Source organism: Olivibacter sp. EAT-5 (assembly GCF_044784325.1).
Lineage (GTDB): Bacteria > Bacteroidota > Bacteroidia > Sphingobacteriales > Sphingobacteriaceae > Olivibacter > Olivibacter oleidegradans.
Window position 1 is genome coordinate 6,622,106 of record NZ_CP173028.1, and the last position, 16,925, is coordinate 6,639,030.

Annotated in this window: 14 protein-coding genes; 8 read left to right on the forward strand and 6 right to left on the reverse strand. The window is 40.0% G+C overall.

Features of this window, described 5'->3' with window-relative positions; genetic code table 11:
• Positions 1–59 precede the first annotated feature (59 nt).
• From ACH11B_RS28045 to ACH11B_RS28055, 3 genes are read left to right on the forward strand one after another with little or no spacing between them, the layout of a single operon-like run.
• On the forward strand, positions 60–896 hold the full coding sequence (locus ACH11B_RS28045; RefSeq protein WP_377611558.1) for a hypothetical protein: 837 nt from the start codon (positions 60–62) through the stop codon (positions 894–896).
• Between the two features lie 51 nt (positions 897–947).
• Positions 948–2,669: a M3 family oligoendopeptidase gene (locus ACH11B_RS28050; protein ID WP_377611560.1), complete on the forward strand. Its 1,722-nt coding sequence runs from the start codon at positions 948–950 to the stop codon at positions 2,667–2,669.
• Positions 2,653–3,249 (forward strand): TIGR00730 family Rossman fold protein, encoded by a 597-nt coding sequence (locus ACH11B_RS28055; RefSeq protein WP_377611562.1) that lies wholly within the window; start codon positions 2,653–2,655, stop codon positions 3,247–3,249. The genes ACH11B_RS28050 and ACH11B_RS28055 overlap by 17 nt, the downstream gene beginning before the upstream one ends.
• An 84-nt stretch (positions 3,250–3,333) precedes the next feature.
• Here ACH11B_RS28055 and ACH11B_RS28060 read toward each other — a convergent pair whose 3' ends face one another.
• The gene (locus ACH11B_RS28060) at positions 3,334–3,990 is read right to left on the reverse strand and encodes an HAD family phosphatase (RefSeq protein WP_013668403.1); all 657 of its coding nucleotides are present in this window, start codon (positions 3,988–3,990) and stop codon (positions 3,334–3,336) included.
• A 103-nt stretch (positions 3,991–4,093) separates the two neighbouring features.
• The gene (locus ACH11B_RS28065) at positions 4,094–6,151 is read right to left on the reverse strand and encodes a dipeptidyl-peptidase 3 family protein (protein WP_377611564.1); all 2,058 of its coding nucleotides are present in this window, start codon (positions 6,149–6,151) and stop codon (positions 4,094–4,096) included.
• 481 nt (positions 6,152–6,632) lie between these two features.
• Here ACH11B_RS28065 and ACH11B_RS28070 point away from each other — a divergent pair, with 481 nt between their 5' ends.
• Positions 6,633–7,343 (forward strand): hypothetical protein, encoded by a 711-nt coding sequence (locus tag ACH11B_RS28070; RefSeq protein WP_013668405.1) that lies wholly within the window; start codon positions 6,633–6,635, stop codon positions 7,341–7,343.
• Positions 7,344–7,682: 339 nt separating this feature from the next.
• Here ACH11B_RS28070 and serS read toward each other — a convergent pair whose 3' ends face one another.
• A complete protein-coding gene (gene serS / locus ACH11B_RS28075) occupies positions 7,683–8,954 on the reverse strand; it encodes a serine--tRNA ligase (protein WP_013668406.1) in 1,272 nt (423 codons plus the stop codon).
• A gap of 223 nt (positions 8,955–9,177) precedes the next feature.
• On the opposite strand from serS, the gene rsmI reads away from it, so the two are divergent.
• From rsmI to lnt, 3 genes are all read left to right on the forward strand, one after another.
• On the forward strand, positions 9,178–9,843 hold the full coding sequence (rsmI, locus tag ACH11B_RS28080; protein WP_013668407.1) for a 16S rRNA (cytidine(1402)-2'-O)-methyltransferase: 666 nt from the start codon (positions 9,178–9,180) through the stop codon (positions 9,841–9,843).
• Positions 9,844–9,976: 133 nt separating this feature from the next.
• Entirely contained in the window at positions 9,977–10,615 is a 639-nt protein-coding gene (locus ACH11B_RS28085; RefSeq protein WP_013668408.1) for a PH domain-containing protein, read from the forward strand.
• A gap of 1 nt (position 10,616) precedes the next feature.
• On the forward strand, positions 10,617–12,257 hold the full coding sequence (gene lnt, locus ACH11B_RS28090) for an apolipoprotein N-acyltransferase (RefSeq protein ID WP_377611567.1): 1,641 nt from the start codon (positions 10,617–10,619) through the stop codon (positions 12,255–12,257).
• A gap of 210 nt (positions 12,258–12,467) precedes the next feature.
• Here the strand turns inward: lnt and ACH11B_RS28095 are convergent, their stop codons facing one another.
• The 3 genes from ACH11B_RS28095 to ACH11B_RS28105 all read right to left on the reverse strand — a co-directional run bounded on the left by ACH11B_RS28095 (position 12,468) and on the right by ACH11B_RS28105 (position 15,471).
• Positions 12,468–13,022, reverse strand: a complete 555-nt coding sequence (locus ACH11B_RS28095) for a DUF4136 domain-containing protein (protein ID WP_013668410.1) — start codon at positions 13,020–13,022, stop codon at positions 12,468–12,470.
• A gap of 95 nt (positions 13,023–13,117) precedes the next feature.
• Entirely contained in the window at positions 13,118–14,761 is a 1,644-nt protein-coding gene (locus ACH11B_RS28100; protein WP_377611569.1) for an NAD+ synthase, read from the reverse strand.
• 23 nt (positions 14,762–14,784) lie between these two features.
• Positions 14,785–15,471 carry an outer membrane beta-barrel protein gene (locus ACH11B_RS28105; RefSeq protein WP_013668412.1) on the reverse strand — a complete coding sequence of 229 codons (687 nt, stop codon included), beginning with the start codon at positions 15,469–15,471 and terminating at the stop codon, positions 14,785–14,787.
• 396 nt (positions 15,472–15,867) lie between these two features.
• Between ACH11B_RS28105 and ACH11B_RS28110 the strand changes: the two genes are divergently transcribed.
• Positions 15,868–16,911: a gliding motility protein gene (locus ACH11B_RS28110; protein ID WP_013668413.1), complete on the forward strand. Its 1,044-nt coding sequence runs from the start codon at positions 15,868–15,870 to the stop codon at positions 16,909–16,911.
• Positions 16,912–16,925: the final 14 nt, after the last annotated feature.

The following is a 16,925-nucleotide window of genomic DNA, read 5'->3' on the forward strand; positions in this document are numbered from 1 at the left end:
AAGGAATACTTTGCAAATTTACGAAAAATATTGTAAAATGCCGACTAATTGGTAATACTATGGCAAAACAAACAAGTGATATTACCCTTAGCGGAAAATTAGGTGATCATGTTCATTATCATCGTAACGGCAAGCACTTTACAAAAAGGGCCTCCACTAAGCCCCATAATTTTTCACCGGGAAGTGTTGCGGCCCAAAAAACTTTCGGTTTGGGCAGCGCCGTAGGGAAGCAGTTAAAAATAGCTTTAAAGCCTGTTTTAGATGAATATAAATATGATGGTATACACAATAGATTAACTGAGGTTTGCAAACAAATTTTCAGAAAGGAGCCGATACATCCATCAGAAACTAAAAGATTCGAAGACCATAATATTAAAATGCTGCTCGGTTTGAACTTAAACAGGCACACAGCTATTGAATCATTGATATATAAAAGCCCGCTAGAACTCCTTTATAGCCCTACAGGAGAAATAAAGATCATGGTAAATGAGCATAATCCGACGGAGGTTTTTCCGAACCATTTAAAGATGTATGCAGCTTCAATCAGATTTCTTTTTTTAATCATTGACTTAGAAAAACCATCTCATACCCACCATCAAACACAGGAGATCATAATCCCGTTAAATCAATCGCACTTTGCGAAAATACAGGGAAGTGTACACCTAGGATCAGTGGATAATAAACTGTTAATGTGTTGTACACAACTTAGATATTATGGCAATGCAGACTGCCATTCTTATTCAAACAATAAAAAGTTGGTCGCTGCAGCGATTACAGCCATCGAATACATTAAAAACGGAGCTTTTGTCTCCTATCCTCCATTTAATCAACATGAAGCTAAGCCTTTAGCCAATAAGGGCGTACCGCTTAATACAATCGCTATAAAATGGGAATAAGGGACAAAGAAATTAATGTCCTTTCCACTTCAAACGTTCATAAAAAGATATATGCAGACACCAAATAAAATTAACCGTCGATTTGTATCACAAGATTTGTCCATCTTATGGGAAAATCTGAATCCTTTGTTTCAAGACTTACAAAATCGATCCATTGATTCCAAAGAAGCATTGGAACAATGGATGCTTGACCGTAGTGAATTAGAAGCAGTTTTGGAAGAAGATTTCGCTTGGCGTTATATCCGTATGACATGCGATACAACAGATGAGAAATTACTTCAAGATTTTCAATATTTCGCTACGGAGATTGAGCCGAAAATAGCACCCATTGCCAATTTATTAAATAAAAAACTTATAGAATCCCCCTTTGTAAAGGAATTGGATCAAGAAAAGTATTTTATCTATTTGAGGGGGGTTAAGAAAGCGTTGGAAATATTTAGAGAGGAAAACATCCCACTTTTAACCGAATTGCAGGTGGAACAGCAAAAATATCAATCCATCACCGGAAATATGGAGGTGGAAGTTGATGGTAAAAGTTATACGCTTCCCCAAGCGGCTACATTTTTAAAGGCTACTAACCAGCAAAAACGGGTAGAGGTTTGGCAGCGCATAAACAACAGGCGCCTACAAGATAAAGATCAGTTGAATAGTCTTTTTAACCGTTTACTGAAGCTAAGACACCAAGTAGCGCTGAATGCCGGTTTTGAAAATTATCGCGATTATATGTTTCAATCCCTAGGTCGTTTTGACTATACTCCTCAAGACTGTTATGCCTTCCATGCAGCAATCGAAAAAGAAGTGGTTCCGCTTTTGCTAGAAAAAGCAGAAATACGTAGAAATGCGCTTCAGATTAACGAGCTAAAGCCGTGGGATCTGGAAGTGGATATTACGGGAAAACCAGCGCTTAAACCTTTTGATAACGGACAAGAACTGATCGAAAAAACCGCTGCTTGTTTCAACCGATTAGATCCATCTATTGGCAAATACATCGAAATTATGCAAGCACGTGAACTTTTTGATGTGGAAAGCAGAAAAGGGAAAGCTCCCGGTGGCTATAACTATCCCTTAGCGGAAAGCGGTGCTCCGTTTATTTTTATGAATTCGGCCAACACATTCAGAGATTTAACAACTATGGTCCATGAGGGGGGGCATGCTTTGCATACCTTTCTAACTGCCGACTTAGAACTGAACGACTTCAAGCACCTTACCAGTGAGATTGCCGAACTAGCATCCATGAGCATGGAGCTCATTTCGATGGATTACTGGGATTCGTTCTTCGAAAACCATGAGGATCTCGTACGCGCCAAACGAGAACAACTGGAAGATGTATTGAAAACCTTACCTTGGGTGGCTACCGTTGATCAATTCCAGCATTGGCTCTATACTAATCCCGACCATACGGAGGAACAACGGGCTATCGCATGGAATGAGATTTTTGATCGCTTTGGCCATAATTTCGCGAACTGGGACGGCCAAGAGGAGGCAAAATCGTTCCTTTGGCAAAAGCAGCTGCATATCTACGAGGTACCGTTCTATTATATTGAATATGGTATGGCTCAATTGGGAGCGATTGCTGTATGGAAAAATTATAAGGAAAACCCTGAATTAGGTTTAAGGCAATACATAGATGCCCTTAAACTGGGGTACACGAAAACAATTCCCGAAATTTATCAAACGGCTGGAATTGCCTTCGATTTCAGCCAAACTTACATAAAAGAGCTGATACAATTTGTGAAAGCAGAATTGGAAAAATTATATGAAGAACAACATTAAGAGTATTACCGTATTTTGCGGATCTAGTAACGGACTGAAAAGCAGTTACATGGAACAAGCCTTTTTACTTGGCGAAACGTTAGCGCAAAAGGGTATTCAACTTGTATATGGTGGCGCTAAAGTAGGCTTAATGGGAGCCGTTGCGGATGGCGCGTTGAGCAAGAAGGGCAGAGTCGTCGGTATCATACCTGATTTTCTAAAAAAGAAGGAGTTGGCACATGGAGGTATTACCGAACTGCATATCGTTGAAACCATGCATCAACGTAAAACAAAGATGCATGATCTGTCTGATGGTTTTATAGCGTTGCCGGGAGGTTTTGGAACCATGGAAGAGCTGTTTGAAATTATTACCTGGGCCCAACTTGGCCTACATAAAAAGCCCATCGGGCTGCTCAACACAGATAGCTTTTATGACCACCTCGTCTTATTGCTCGATCAAATGGTCAATAACGGCCTCTTAAAGGAAAGCAATCGTAATATGTTATTGGTTAATCAGGATATTGATACGCTGATTGAGCAGATGTATTCGTATGAAGCTCCCGTTGTAGGCAAGTGGATCAGCAGTGAGGAAGAAGTGTAGTTAAATGTAGCAGCGGCACGAACTGTAGCAACATCAATAAGAGAGAGCGTGCTCGTGCTGCTGCCACTGTTACTATTTAACAAGCTAGCGAAATAACCGATCGAGAGTCTCCAGGTCAATATCGTGGTAATTGCGGATATAGTAGTCACAGGGTGGTAGTTCTTCTTTGGTATGAGAAGAAAGAACTCCAACAACCTTCATGCCTGCATTGACCGCTGCCGTCACGCCCGAAAATGAATCTTCAAAAACAACACAGCCCGTTGGTAATACCTGCAAATTTTTCGCCGATTTTAAATATACTTCGGGATTAGGCTTATGCTTTTCTACATCTTCACTGCTTAATACCGATTCCATTTGAGGCGCGAATGCTAACTTGTCCAAAATAAGCTCGAGATTTAAGTAAGGCGCCGAAGTAGCCACCCCGGTTTTATATCCTGCATCTTTCAAGCTCGACAAAAAACTCAGAAATCCTGGTATAGGGTCAATATGATTGGCATAAATGGTCCTGAATAACAATTCCTTTTCGTCCTCCAGTTCCTTCACCTCCTCATCACTAAGCTCTTTTTTTAGAAAATACTTCATGATATAGCTATTATGCTTACCATACATATGATCTATGAATTCCTGTTCGGTATACGGAATTGATCTTTTATCAAAAAATTGCTTAAACGCTTCTGCATGATATGGGTTGGTATGACAAATGACTCCATCCATATCGAAAATTACGGCTCGATGATTCATGCCGCAAAGATAGTGATAAAGGTATAAGGTGAAAAGCCTAATCCTTACACCCTATACCGTACTCCTTAGACCTTACACCCTATACCGTACTTCTCGCACCGTTCTAATTCTTTATCGGTAAGAAGCCATACGTTTTCCCATATTCCAACATTTGTTCGTAAAAAGAAGTGGGATATTCGATTTTAACATCCGTTATTCGTCCATCTTCTTCTATTGCAATCAATTTTGGCTGTATGAAGCCCTTATACGGCTTGAGATTTAATTTCGCATACCGCTCCAACACCTCTTTATGCAGCGCTTGATCAACCTTCACGCCGTAGTTTTCAACGAGATTTTTACCCGCTTCATAATCACCTTCAGATTTAATGCGTTGGATTTCTCTTAGCAGCTCGCCAAACAAAGTACGCAATTTTTCATAATCATTGATCTGCACATAGGTTTTACCGTTAGCTTTGATGAATTCAACAACTTTATCATTCTTCCCGCGCTCATATACCCAGTAAGCATTCAACGCACGATTGCGCATGTGGGCTTCTTCTATATTATCACCTAACTTTAGCCGTGTCAACTGCGTCATTAAACCGTTCATCATATAGTTATCGTATTCGGCTTTCCCGACCTCTAAAGAAGGCATAACGCCTATTTCAACTAATTTAGGATCCATCACATAGTACAAGGCAACGAGATCAGCGCGAGCTTCTTCTAGGCACGAAGCATAGCTTTTCAAGGTTTTGTCCGGAGTTCCAACTCCCGAATTTATCTGGCCCGAAGCGTGACCTATACATTCATGCATATCGGTATGCAAATCGCTTCCCAGGTTCCCAAATTGTTTCATACGCTCCAATTTTTTCGGATTATTAACAAACTCATCCAAGAACCCGCTGCTGGCACTACTTTCATTATAAGCATGTATGATATTGCTCAAAGACACTGACTTTGAGCCATACTCTTTGCGTAACCAGTCAGAGTTCGGTAAATTAATTCCGATAGGAGTACTAGGAGCGGCATCACCTGCTTCTACAATTGCCGTGATAGCTTTGGCACTGATTCCCTTTACTTTTTTCTTCTTATGCTCTGCTATCAATGGTGAATTGTCTTCGAACCATTGCGCCTGATCCGCGATGGCTTTAATTCGTTTGGTACTTTCGAAATCCTTTAGGGAAAGAACGGCTTCATAGCTACCTTTCATGCCGATGGCATCGTTGTAAACTTCGATAAAACCATTCGCAAAATCAATGGTAGCAGTGGTATCTTGTACCCATGCAATATTGTACTCATCCCATTTTTTTAAGTCGCCCGTTCTATAATAATCTACGAGCAACGACAGCGATTTTTTCTGTTGGTCATTTTCCGCTAATGGAATAGCTTTCTCAATCCAATGCACCATCTGCTTGATGGCTGCATCATACATGCCGCCCATTTTCCAAACACGTTCAATCAACTTGCCCGATTCTTTGGTAACTTTACTATTCAGGCCCCATTCCGGATCTTGCCCTGTATGTGGAAATGAATTGTAAAAATTTTCGACTTCCTGTTGTGTAACACCTTCATAAAAATTGTTAGACGACTGCGCAACGTGATCAATACCCTCTGTCAAGTTAACCATTTTAGACTCAACCGACGGATCAAAGATGATCTCTTTCATTTTTGCCAAAAAGGCTTCTACAGTCTCGCCTTCATTTAACGGGAGCGACTTTTCGTCGCAAGCCTTCACCAATTTAGCAAAGTAGTCAAAAGTGCAAGTAGGCACAAATTTATCGTTTGAATAATGATGATGATTCCCGTTACTGAACCAAAATTGTCCTGAATAAACCTTAAATTTCTCCCATTCATCTCCGGATTGCTCCGTTTTAGGGTTATGCCAAATGGCTTCTAACGTCTTCCTAATTGTTAAATTATACTTTCCTCTTTGATCATAGATAATATCACGACCCGAAAGTGCCGCTTGATAGAGATAATACGCGAAAGTCTTTTGTTTTAATGTAAGTTGTTCCCAGCCCGGTACCTGATAACGTAAGATTTCGAGGTCTGCGAAGGAATCGACGGAAACTTTAAACGTGTCCTTAACTGAAGTTTGCTTTTCAGAAGTATTGCAAGCGGGTAAAAGTGCGACTGCTAGTACACTAAAGAGCCAAATGCTCCGATTTTTTTTCTTCATCATATTGTGGTTCTAATTTAGCTTGTAAAGGTACTAGTTTAGGAAATAGTAGGAAATAGTTGGTAGGGAAATTGTTAAGTAGTTGATTAGCCGATGAGCCAATGTGATAATGAGCTTATTGCGGGTTTAAAGCGTACTGCTTATGGCTTAGAGCATCGGCAATGGTTGAGTAGGGAAATTGTTAAGTAGTTGATGAGCCGATGAGCCAATGTGATGATGAGCTTATTGCGGGCTTAAAGCGTACTGCTTATGGCTTAGAGCATCGGCAATGGTTGAGTAGGGAAATTGTTAAGTAGTTGATGAGCCGATGAGCCAATGTGATGATGGGCTTATTGCGGGCTTAAAGCGTACTGCTTATGGCTTAGAGCATCGGCAATGGTTGAGTAGTTAGTTGCTTTTAATACAGGTAAAAAAGCTGATGGATAGCTGATTTGTATATTCGATAAATTTTTCATAACTTAAACATATAAAACCGGAGGTTAATATGTCTAAATTAAATGCCGATTGGTTTATCGAAATTCCCTTGGATTTTGAATACAAGAAATATCACCTTTTAGCCTATCTTAAAGAAATCAACCATCATTTCCACAAAAATAGGCTATATCCTAACTTAAATGATTTGGTCTTTCATTATAATAATTTACAAAAGTTCAAGAAGGATAAGACAACACTGCAAGATTCTTTTCCGGTGCGTTTAACCCATGCCGATACGGAAGCAGTAAAATTAACCTATGAAAAGCTAGTGAACGACGATGAATTAATGATGGAGATCGAACGCATTATCAGTTACGCTATCGTAAAGTTAGGTAGCGTCTTAAAAGAAGGAAAAGAGATTTATGATTTTGTAGAGAGCCGTTTGACCATTGAGTCGATTGGAGTAATGCCGCTTTACCCATATAATGGATATATGCTATTAAAAAACGGAGATGAGAAAGGCATTTTAGTATATGAATATCAAGTGACTTTGTTTGAAGGAAAAGACGAAAAATATCGTGGCGTTCATATGCATTACGTTACCAAATACGATCGGCATTTTCTTTACGGAACACCGGAGTCGATTCGTAAAGATCTTATACACAAACGGAAAAAGCTACCCAATCCGGCGGTTTACCATGTGGAAAGCGATATTACTTTTCCACTCGATCAGACATTGTTACCGCTGGCCAAGCGCACATTGATGAAGCATATATCTTAAGTTGTTGAGTGGTAAACTAGTTAAGATGTTTAGTGGTTAGTGGTTGATGTATTACAGTTACAGTACCAAGAAGCCATAACCAGTAACGCTTTAAACCCACATAAGGCCATCATCCCATTGGCTAATCGGCTAATTAACCACTCAACCATTTACCAGCTCTAAGCCATAAACAGTAATGCTTTAAACCCACATAAACCCATCATCCCATTGGCTAATCGGCTAATTAACCACTCAACCATTTACCAGCTCTAAGCCATAAACAGTAACACTTTAAACCCACATAAACCCATCATCCCATTGGCTAATCGGCTAATTAGCCACTCAACTATTCCACTTTTCTTAATCAATCCATTCGAAACCTGTATAAGGCACAAGTACCGATGGGACTTTGATTCCTTGATCTGTTTGGTTTTCCTCCAAAATACAAGCAACAATCCTCGGAAGTGCCAAAGCACTTCCATTGAGCGTATGGGCTAAATGCATTTTCCCATCCTGTCCTTTAAATCGTGCCTTTAAACGGTTACTTTGAAAAGTTTCAAAATTAGAAACAGAAGAAACCTCCAACCATCGTTGCTGTGCGCCACTCCATACTTCCATATCATAGGTCATAGCAGAGGCAAAGCCCATATCCCCGCCACATAAGCGTAACACTCGGTACGGTAGTTGTAGCTTTTGCAACAGTGATTGCACATACTTGCTCATTTCCTCCAATACGTCATACGATTTTTCGGGGTGAACGATCTGAACCAATTCTACTTTATCAAACTGATGTAGCCGATTCAATCCTCGAACGTGTGCTCCATAGGATCCGGCTTCTCGTCTAAAACAAGGTGTATATGCCGTATTTTTTATAGGAAAATCCTCCTCCTTGAGAATCTCCCCTCTATACATATTGGTTACCGGCACCTCCGCTGTAGGAATAAGGTATAAGTCATCATCGGTTACGTAATACATTTGCCCTTCTTTGTCCGGTAATTGTCCTGTTCCAAAACCCGAATCCCCATTGATTAAAATAGGCACCTGTACTTCCCGATAACCATTTTCAATTGCTTGATCCAAAAAGAAATTGATCAAAGCGCGTTGAAGTTTAGCTCCTTTTCCTTTATAAACAGGAAAACCAGCCCCACTAACCTTAACTCCTAACTCAAAATCAATGATATCATATTTGGCTGCCAATTCCCAATGTGGCAACGCATTTTCAGGTAAAACAGGCTTTTCACCGTGCTCCAATACAATTTCATTGTCTTCCGCTGTTTTACCCATGGGTACATCTTTGTAGGGGAGATTGGGTAATTGAACAATTTTCTGAAAAAACTGCTCTTCCAAAGAGCCTAACTCTTCGTTTAATACTTTTAGCTGTTCTTTGTATTCTCCTGACCGGGTTTTGATTTCTTCCGCTTCTTCTCTTTTCCCTTGACGCATTAATTCGCCAATTTGTTTCGCTGCTGCATTACCTTCCGCTGCAATGGACTCTGATCGGGTTTTGATGGAACGAATGTCTTCATCTAAACGAATGACTTCATCTACCAATTCCAATTGACCGAAATTACGCACTTGTAAGCGCTTAATCACATCCTCTCTATTCTCGCGGATATAGCTAATTTGCAACATATATTCTTATTTTTGCAGACAAAGATATTAAAAGTAAAAAGTAAAAAGTAAAAATTCAAAAACTTGGCTCCCGTAGGGATGGCCTGCCCTCCTGTAGGGATGGCAAAAAGCGAGCTCATTGATATCTTTAAAAGTAAGTAAGATATGTTCATAAAAAGCCATCGGTAGCATCCAGGTATCTCTTGACACCTCACACCCATGACTTGATCTTAATAACAGACAAATGCTTTATATCGTTCCAACACCCGTCGGCAATTTAGAAGACATGACATTCCGTGCCATACGTATTCTAAAAGAGGCTGATATCATTTTGGCTGAGGACACACGTACAAGTGCGCCTCTTCTCAAGCATTTTGGGATTGATAAAAAGGCTTATGCTCACCATCAACATAACGAGCATAAGGCCTTGAACGAGATTATTCGCTTTTTAAAAGAAGGTAAAAAAGTAGCACTCATATCCGATGCGGGAACACCCGCCATTTCTGACCCTGGTTTTCTGTTAGTCCGAGAAGCTATAAAAAATGGACTGGAAGTTTCTTGCCTTCCCGGCGCAACAGCTTTTGTTCCGGCATTGGTAAATTCGGGATTACCTACAGACAGCTTTGTCTTTGAAGGCTTTCTACCGATAAAAAAAGGCCGACAAACAAAACTCAAATCGCTCATTGACGAAGAGAGAACTACTATTTTTTACGAGTCGCCCCACCGCATTCTAAAAACCTTGGAGGAATTTAGTATATATTTCGGGAAAGACCGCTTTATTTCTGTATCACGAGAGATCAGTAAAATATACGAGGAAAATGTAAGGGGCACAATCGAAACTGTATTGACACATTTTAAAAACAATCCGATAAAAGGGGAGTTTGTAATTTGTGTGGCAGGAAAATCGTAAATTAGCATGGCTTAGTTGTGAGTTGCCGATGTGAGTGAATTGAATAGGAAATGGGAATGGTCGAATGTACGACTTAACGTCTCAACGACTTACCCTATATTCTTTATTTTGAATTTTGAATTTTACTTAAAAGATGTACATAGAACAATATCTAAACGAGGAACAAGACCCTAAAGTGGTAGAAAAACTCGTAAGCAAGTTAAAAGACATGCTTACTTCCGGTGAAGTGATCACTTATATTGCTGTACAAAAAAAACCAGCGGTTACACTGCTACCTGATTGTGTTGTAATTACCAGCAAGCGAATCATTCTTTGTGAGTCTGCTAAACTAGGTCTTACTACCAATTTTGAGATATTTACTTGGCAGGATGTAAAAGATGTGACGTTTAAAGAGGAATTCTTTGGAGCAAAATTTACGGTAATTCCGCAAAGTGGCGAGAACTTAACGGTAGAATATATTCCGAAAGTGCAAGCTAGAAAACTTTATCAACTAGCTAATGAAGCACTCGAAAGGAAGCGGGAAGAGCAACGTCTACGAGAAATAGAATTAAAAAAGGCCGCGACACCTCCTGTTATGTTAAAATCATTACCGGAGGAATTACCTATTGAACCACCACTGAAACCGGAAGAAGAGCCGGTCCTTAAAACACCCGCCGAACAGGAGGACGAAGTAACCATCAAATTGAAGAAGCTGAAAACGCTATTTGAAAAGCAGCTAATCACACAAGCCGAATACGAAAATAAGAAAAACGAAATCCTATCTCAATTTTAAGGTGAAGAACAATTACATTTGGGCCCTAATAAGTGCCTTTTTATTATGGCTGGGCTGGCCGCCCGTTCCTTATTCTGCTCTACTTCTTTTGATAGCTTTCGTCCCTTTATTAATGGCTATTGAACGTGTTATTTTAGATGACACAACAAAGAAAGGACAAAAAATATTTCTTTTAGCCGGTTTTACAGCGCTGATATGGAATACAACTTCAATTTACTGGGTATATAATGCAATAAGTGCAGTAATGCCAGCCTATATCGCTATTTTTATTAGCTTAATACCTTTTGGCTTGGCCGCCTTAATGATAGCTATCGTATTTAGGCTCTACTATCAACTCAGAAAACGATATAGTGTATCCGGTAGCCTCGTTGGACTTGTGTGCTTGTGGATCGGTTATGAATATCTCCATCAAAGCTGGGATCTCGCATTTCCTTGGATGACCTTGGGAAACGGTTTTTCCAATACACATCAATTAATTCAATGGTATGCCTACACCGGAGTTTATGGCGGAACGGCTTGGATCTGGTTGTGCAACATTGCTTTATTTCTTGTACTACGTAAACGAATTTATGAGAAAACTTCCACGCTAAACTTCAAACAATTTATACGTTTTGCCTTAGCAGTTCTAATTCCATCTATTATTTCGTTAGTACAATATTTCTCGTATGAGGAGCATGAAAGTCCCTCTAATGTGGTGGTAGTACAACCAAATATTGACCCCTATGGCAAATTCGGCAATATACCTGTCGCCACTCAAGTTGAGAACCTTATTCGACTATCAAGAGATAAAGCACAAACAAATACCGAATTTTTTATTTGGCCCGAATCAGCAATTCCTGAAAGACCGCCCGGAGTAAATGAAGAGGAAATAAGGAATAACGACAGCTATCTTCGCATACGGGATTTTCTGTATAATTATAAAAACGGAAATGTATTATCCGGGATTGAATCAATGCAGTTGTACGATTCGCTTCAAACACCATCTGCTCGTCAATTCAGTAACGTATCCAAATACTATGACGTTTTTAATGCTGCCGTACTAATTGACAATTCCTCAAAAGTGCAATTCTATCATAAATCGAAATTGGTACCAGGTGTTGAACAAACACCATTTTCGTATCTATCCTTTTTAAAACCTTTATTTGCCGCATTCGGCGGTAGCACCGGGAGTTATGGTTCGCAAGAAAAACCTTCGGTCTTCTACTCGCAAAGCGGCATTGGAGCTGCCCCCGTCATTTGTTATGAATCCATTTGGGGAAATTATGTAGCTGAATACGTACGACAGGGCGCTCAATTTATCGCTGTAATCACAAACGACGGCTGGTGGGGCAACACCTCCGGTAAAAGCCAACATTTGGCTTACGCTAAATTGAGAGCTATAGAAAACCGACGATGGGTGGCGCGGGCAGCTAATACGGGTATTTCAGCCTTTATCAACCAACGGGGGGATATCGTTAGCCAGAGCGAATGGTGGGTACCAACTGCGCTTAAAGCAGATATTAATCTGAATGAAGAAATAACGTTCTATACAGCAACGGGCGACTATTTTGCTTATGCAGCTTGCTTTGGATGTGCAATCTACTTGGTTTTACTTTTGGGAACTTTTTTTAAACGGTTTGGTCGTGGAGTGGTTAGTCGATGAGGTATGAGTTAATTAGCCCATGAGGTTGCGTTGTTGTGTAGAAGATCACTCAGTAGATAATTAGCGCATGTGATAATGAACGAAGTCAGTTCATAAGTACTGGAATAAACAAATAAAGAATAGCATGACGGTATAGACCACAACTATAAACTAAAAAAGGGGCTCAATCTAACAGAAGAACCCCTTTTCAAATCATCACTTAAAAAATTCTTAGTTCTGGGCCATTACCGGATATTGTTTCATAATATTTTGCACAACTACCGGCAGGTCATTTACTGCTTTTTCAGGATTTCTAACTTCACCCGTACCTCTTCCTTGCCATACAATCTTCTTTGTTTTGGCATCGATTGCCTCTATGATAATATGACCGGCACGATAGCGCTCTCTACCGACAGCACCTCCCATGCCCCAACCCCAGTAAGGACCCCAACCCCAGCCCCAACCCCATCCGCCATACATTGGCGCATAGATAGTTCTACTGGTGTTGTTTACGATCGCTTTATATCTAAAGAGCAAATCAGGATTGCTTTTATCATAAGTCAAACCCCTCGCTTTCAGCGCAGCATCCGCTGCTTCGTAAATATTCTCCTCAGCTATTGAGTTATTGTAGTACGATTTAGAAAGCGAATCTAATCCCGGTAACCAAGCATAGGTTTTATACTGAGAAAAAGCCCCGTTTTTACTCTGTGTTGTATAGTATTTATATGGTGAGCAGGCAGCTATCATCACGACTGCCACAACCAACAGGAACCACTTTGTTTTCATTTTACTTACCTCCCAATTGTGTTATAAAAATAACGAATTTAATGCCAAGTTGCTACAGATTAGAAAAATTTAATGCATTGTAACAATATTTTACTTTAAAAAGGATGTTTAGCTACCAAAGGCATCGCCCGACCTACGCCAAATGCTTTTCGTGTAACACGTAAAATGGGAGGCGACTGAAATCGCTTAAATTCTGAACCTACTACTAACTTAATAACACGTTGTACCAAAGCTTCATCGAAACCATCAGCTATAATTTCTTTGCTGCTCATCTCAAGTTCTACATAACGATGCAGTATCGCGTCGAGCACGTTATACTCAGGCAACGAATCCGAATCCTTTTGATCGGGTCGTAATTCAGCCGACGGTGCTTTAGTAATAGTATTTTCCGGAATAACAATGCCGTTACGGTTAATATAATGGGCAAGCTGATAGACTTTCGTTTTGAGTACATCGCCGATAACACCCAAGGAACCGGCCATATCTCCATAGAGGGTTCCATAACCAACGGCTGCCTCGCTTTTATTAGAAGTGTTCAATAAAATATAGCCATGCTTATTAGACATAGCCATCAAAACGATTGCACGTACACGTGCTTGTATGTTTTCTTCGGTAATATCGTTTTCCTTTCCTTTGAAGGCCTTCATCATCATATTATCGAAAGCTTCCGTCGCCTCTTTAATCGGAATCACTTCATGTAAACACCCTAGATTCCCTACCAAATCCATGGCATCGTCTACGGAATGCCCGGTTGAATAAATGGAAGGCATCAACACTCCCATAACATTCGTAGATCCCAATGCCTCACAGGCTAAAGCCGCAACCACTGCAGAATCGATGCCTCCAGACAATCCTAATATGGCTTTTTTAAAGCCCGATTTTGCAAAAAAATCTTTGATTCCGAGAACCAAAGCTTCATGAATATTAACAATTGACTCAGGTTCTTTATAAACAGTGGTTAACTGTCGTGCAACAAGCTCTTTCCCGTTGAGCTGGTAATAACGAAGATCCTCGGCGAAAGGATTCAGCACATCTATCAATTTAGCTTTCTCATCAAACACTAACGAACGTCCATCAAAGATGATGTCTGCATGAGCACCTATGGTATTGACATACAGCGCAGGCAATGCATGCCGCTTGCTATGGGCGGTTACAACGGCGCAGCGAGCTTCAAAATGGCTTTCAGAAAATGGAGAAGCGGCGACATTGATCATAATGTTCGGCTGTTGCTTTGCCAGTTCGATCATGGGATCTTGCGGATAAAGGGAAGGGAAATGCTCATTCCATAAATCTTCGCATATAGTAAGTGCAATGCGGTTCCCTTTATAATCGACACACTTAAAGGTATTATTTGGTTCAAAATACCGGTATTCGTCAAATACATCATAATCCGGCAAAAGGGTTTTGTGAACCGTGTCCTTTACCGCTCCGTCTACGATAAAAAGCGCAGCATTATATAGCTGCTTTCCTTTGGTCAGCTTACTCCTTACAGGAGCACCAATAATACAGGCGATCCCAACACAAGATGCTGCAATCTGTTCAATACTTGTCTCGCAGGCATCCAGAAAAGAACGATATCGAAATAAATCTTTAGCTAAATAGCCGCCTATTGTGATTTCCGGAAACACCACCAGATCAGCGCCTTTCCTTTTAGCCTCAGCTATTGTTGCTATAATTTTTTCTGTGTTTCTCTCAAAATTACCAATATGGTAGTTTGTCTGCGCAATCGCTATAATCATATGTTACTGAACCTATCCGTTTATTAAAAAAGTATACCAAGATTAAAGGCAAAATAAGAATTATTAGCCCCTCCGTGTTTAATGACACGTGTAAATCCGTTATTAAAGCTTAGTCCCGTCATAAGCCGCAAATTATGATCTAACAGCCATTCGACCCCTCCTCCTATTTGGAGACCTAATCTGAAAATATCGGCGCTACCTTTCATATTATTGGATTCTTGGACTACGACCCTGTTACTGTTTAATATTTCTTGCTTCGCACTTAATTTAACGCCTAAAGTAAAGCCGAACTGGCCATAATAACTTCTATAATATTTTTGGGTGCTTTTTAGTTTTACGCCTAAGGGAATTTGGGCATATTGTAATCGATAGTTATTGATCACAAAATCGTTCCCTTCAGGTCCATTCTGATAGGTTTCTGATTGAGCGCGCAAGTTATCAATCAACAAACCACTTGAAAAATAATAATTCTCTGAAAACGCAAAATCGGCGACTAAGCCGTAATTGTAACCTATTTTAGCTGTATTTGACTTCACATCAAAGTCGCCGTACCGCAACCAGTTAATGTTGGGCGACAACATAATTCCTAAACTGATACGCTTATTATCATACTTTGATGCATAGTAATCCTGGCTATTAGCACTTGATAACATGAAAAAAAATATGCTTGTAATAAGCGCCAATTTTTTAAATGGTATGTTTATTTTCATTGATCTTTTGTTATTCGTTGAAGTTATTAAAAAACGTTAGTCGTTAAAATGTTGAATGGTCAAGACGTTAAGTAGTTGAGACGTTGAGTGTCGAGTGCTTTGATGTATTACAGTTACTGTACTAAGGCTCTAAGCCATAAGCAGTATGCTTTAAGCTCGCATAAGCCCATCATCACATTGGCTAACCGGCTCTAATTAACTACTCAACCATTTTATCAGCTCTAAGCAGTATGCTTTAAGCTCGCATAAGCCCATCATCACATTGGCTAATCGGCTCATTAACTACTCAACTATTCCTCTACTTAACCATTTCCCTATTCCACGTACCTCGAAATAAACTTTCCTTTCCACTTTTTACTTTTTATATTATTAATTTAGCGGCCTATCATCACAAGCATGAAGGCACTTAATTTGAAAGGCGCACAAATCTACCTCTTTTTTTTGACTATTACTTTGATGGCATGTAAGCATAGGCAAGAGCCTGATGTAAGCAACATCCAACTTGACATTAAAATCGAACGTTTCGACCAATCCTTGGATAGCCTTACCGCGTATAACCTATCTGAAAAGCATTCGCAATGGCAAAAAAAATACGATCAATTTTATAGCGACTTTATAACGCATATGCTCCAAGCAGGAAATCTACAAGACACCTCGGAGCTTTTCAACAATTATAGAAAAATATTACAGAGTCGTGATTTTATAGCGCTGAAAAAAAGTATTTCACAAACTTATCCAACTTTAAACGCACAAGAAGAGCAGCTAACGATTGCCTTTAAACATCTAAAGTATTATTTCCCAAACATAGAGATTCCAAAATTCATCGCCTTTTTCTCAGGCTTCACCGTCCAATCCCCCATTAACGAGCATTATATTGGTATTGGACTAGACATGTTCTTAGGTGCCAACTCGCCGTTTTATCCAGCTTTAATTAAAAGCATCCCACTCTATATATCGCGAAGATTTACGCAGGAGAATATCGTGCCTCGTACGGTTGAAACTTACCTGCGGGAAGAGCTATTTCCGGAACCGGATAAAGGAAATCCAAGTATGCTGGATCTAATGCTGTACAATGGAAAAATCATGTACCTCATGGACAGGTCGATGCCTCTCCTAGCTGATAGTTTAAAAATCGGCTATACCGCCGCGCAGATAAATTGGGCTAACACTTACGAAAAAGATATATGGGCCTGGTTTTTAGAGGAGAATTTGCTGTACGAAACTGACTACTATAAAATTCAGAAACACTTTGGCGAAGCTCCTTTTACACCCGAACTTGGCAGTCACAACGAGTCAGCGCCGAAGTTAGGTATTTATTTAGGCTGGCAAATAGTAAAAAAATATATGGAAGCGCATCCTCAAACGTCTTTAATGGACTTACTCCGTATTGAAGATGCTCAACAACTACTGCGAGATGCTCGCTATAAAGGCATTAACTAATCGCTATCCGATTT

What these genes read in the sequence shown, in the direction of transcription:
- ACH11B_RS28045 (WP_377611558.1), top strand. Translation starts at nt 60, where the DNA reads ATGGCAAAACAAACAAGTGATATTACCCTTAGCGGAAAATTAGGTGAT.
- ACH11B_RS28050 (WP_377611560.1), top strand. Translation starts at nt 948, where the DNA reads ATGCAGACACCAAATAAAATTAACCGTCGATTTGTATCACAAGATTTG.
- ACH11B_RS28055 (WP_377611562.1), top strand. Translation starts at nt 2,653, where the DNA reads ATGAAGAACAACATTAAGAGTATTACCGTATTTTGCGGATCTAGTAAC.
- ACH11B_RS28060 (WP_013668403.1), bottom strand. Translation starts at nt 3,990, where the DNA reads ATGAATCATCGAGCCGTAATTTTCGATATGGATGGAGTCATTTGTCAT.
- ACH11B_RS28065 (WP_377611564.1), bottom strand. Translation starts at nt 6,151, where the DNA reads ATGATGAAGAAAAAAAATCGGAGCATTTGGCTCTTTAGTGTACTAGCA.
- ACH11B_RS28070 (WP_013668405.1), top strand. Translation starts at nt 6,633, where the DNA reads ATGTCTAAATTAAATGCCGATTGGTTTATCGAAATTCCCTTGGATTTT.
- serS (WP_013668406.1), bottom strand. Translation starts at nt 8,954, where the DNA reads ATGTTGCAAATTAGCTATATCCGCGAGAATAGAGAGGATGTGATTAAG.
- rsmI (WP_013668407.1), top strand. Translation starts at nt 9,178, where the DNA reads ATGCTTTATATCGTTCCAACACCCGTCGGCAATTTAGAAGACATGACA.
- ACH11B_RS28085 (WP_013668408.1), top strand. Translation starts at nt 9,977, where the DNA reads ATGTACATAGAACAATATCTAAACGAGGAACAAGACCCTAAAGTGGTA.
- ACH11B_RS28095 (WP_013668410.1), bottom strand. Translation starts at nt 13,022, where the DNA reads ATGAAAACAAAGTGGTTCCTGTTGGTTGTGGCAGTCGTGATGATAGCT.
- ACH11B_RS28100 (WP_377611569.1), bottom strand. Translation starts at nt 14,761, where the DNA reads ATGATTATAGCGATTGCGCAGACAAACTACCATATTGGTAATTTTGAG.
- ACH11B_RS28105 (WP_013668412.1), bottom strand. Translation starts at nt 15,471, where the DNA reads ATGAAAATAAACATACCATTTAAAAAATTGGCGCTTATTACAAGCATA.
- ACH11B_RS28110 (WP_013668413.1), top strand. Translation starts at nt 15,868, where the DNA reads ATGAAGGCACTTAATTTGAAAGGCGCACAAATCTACCTCTTTTTTTTG.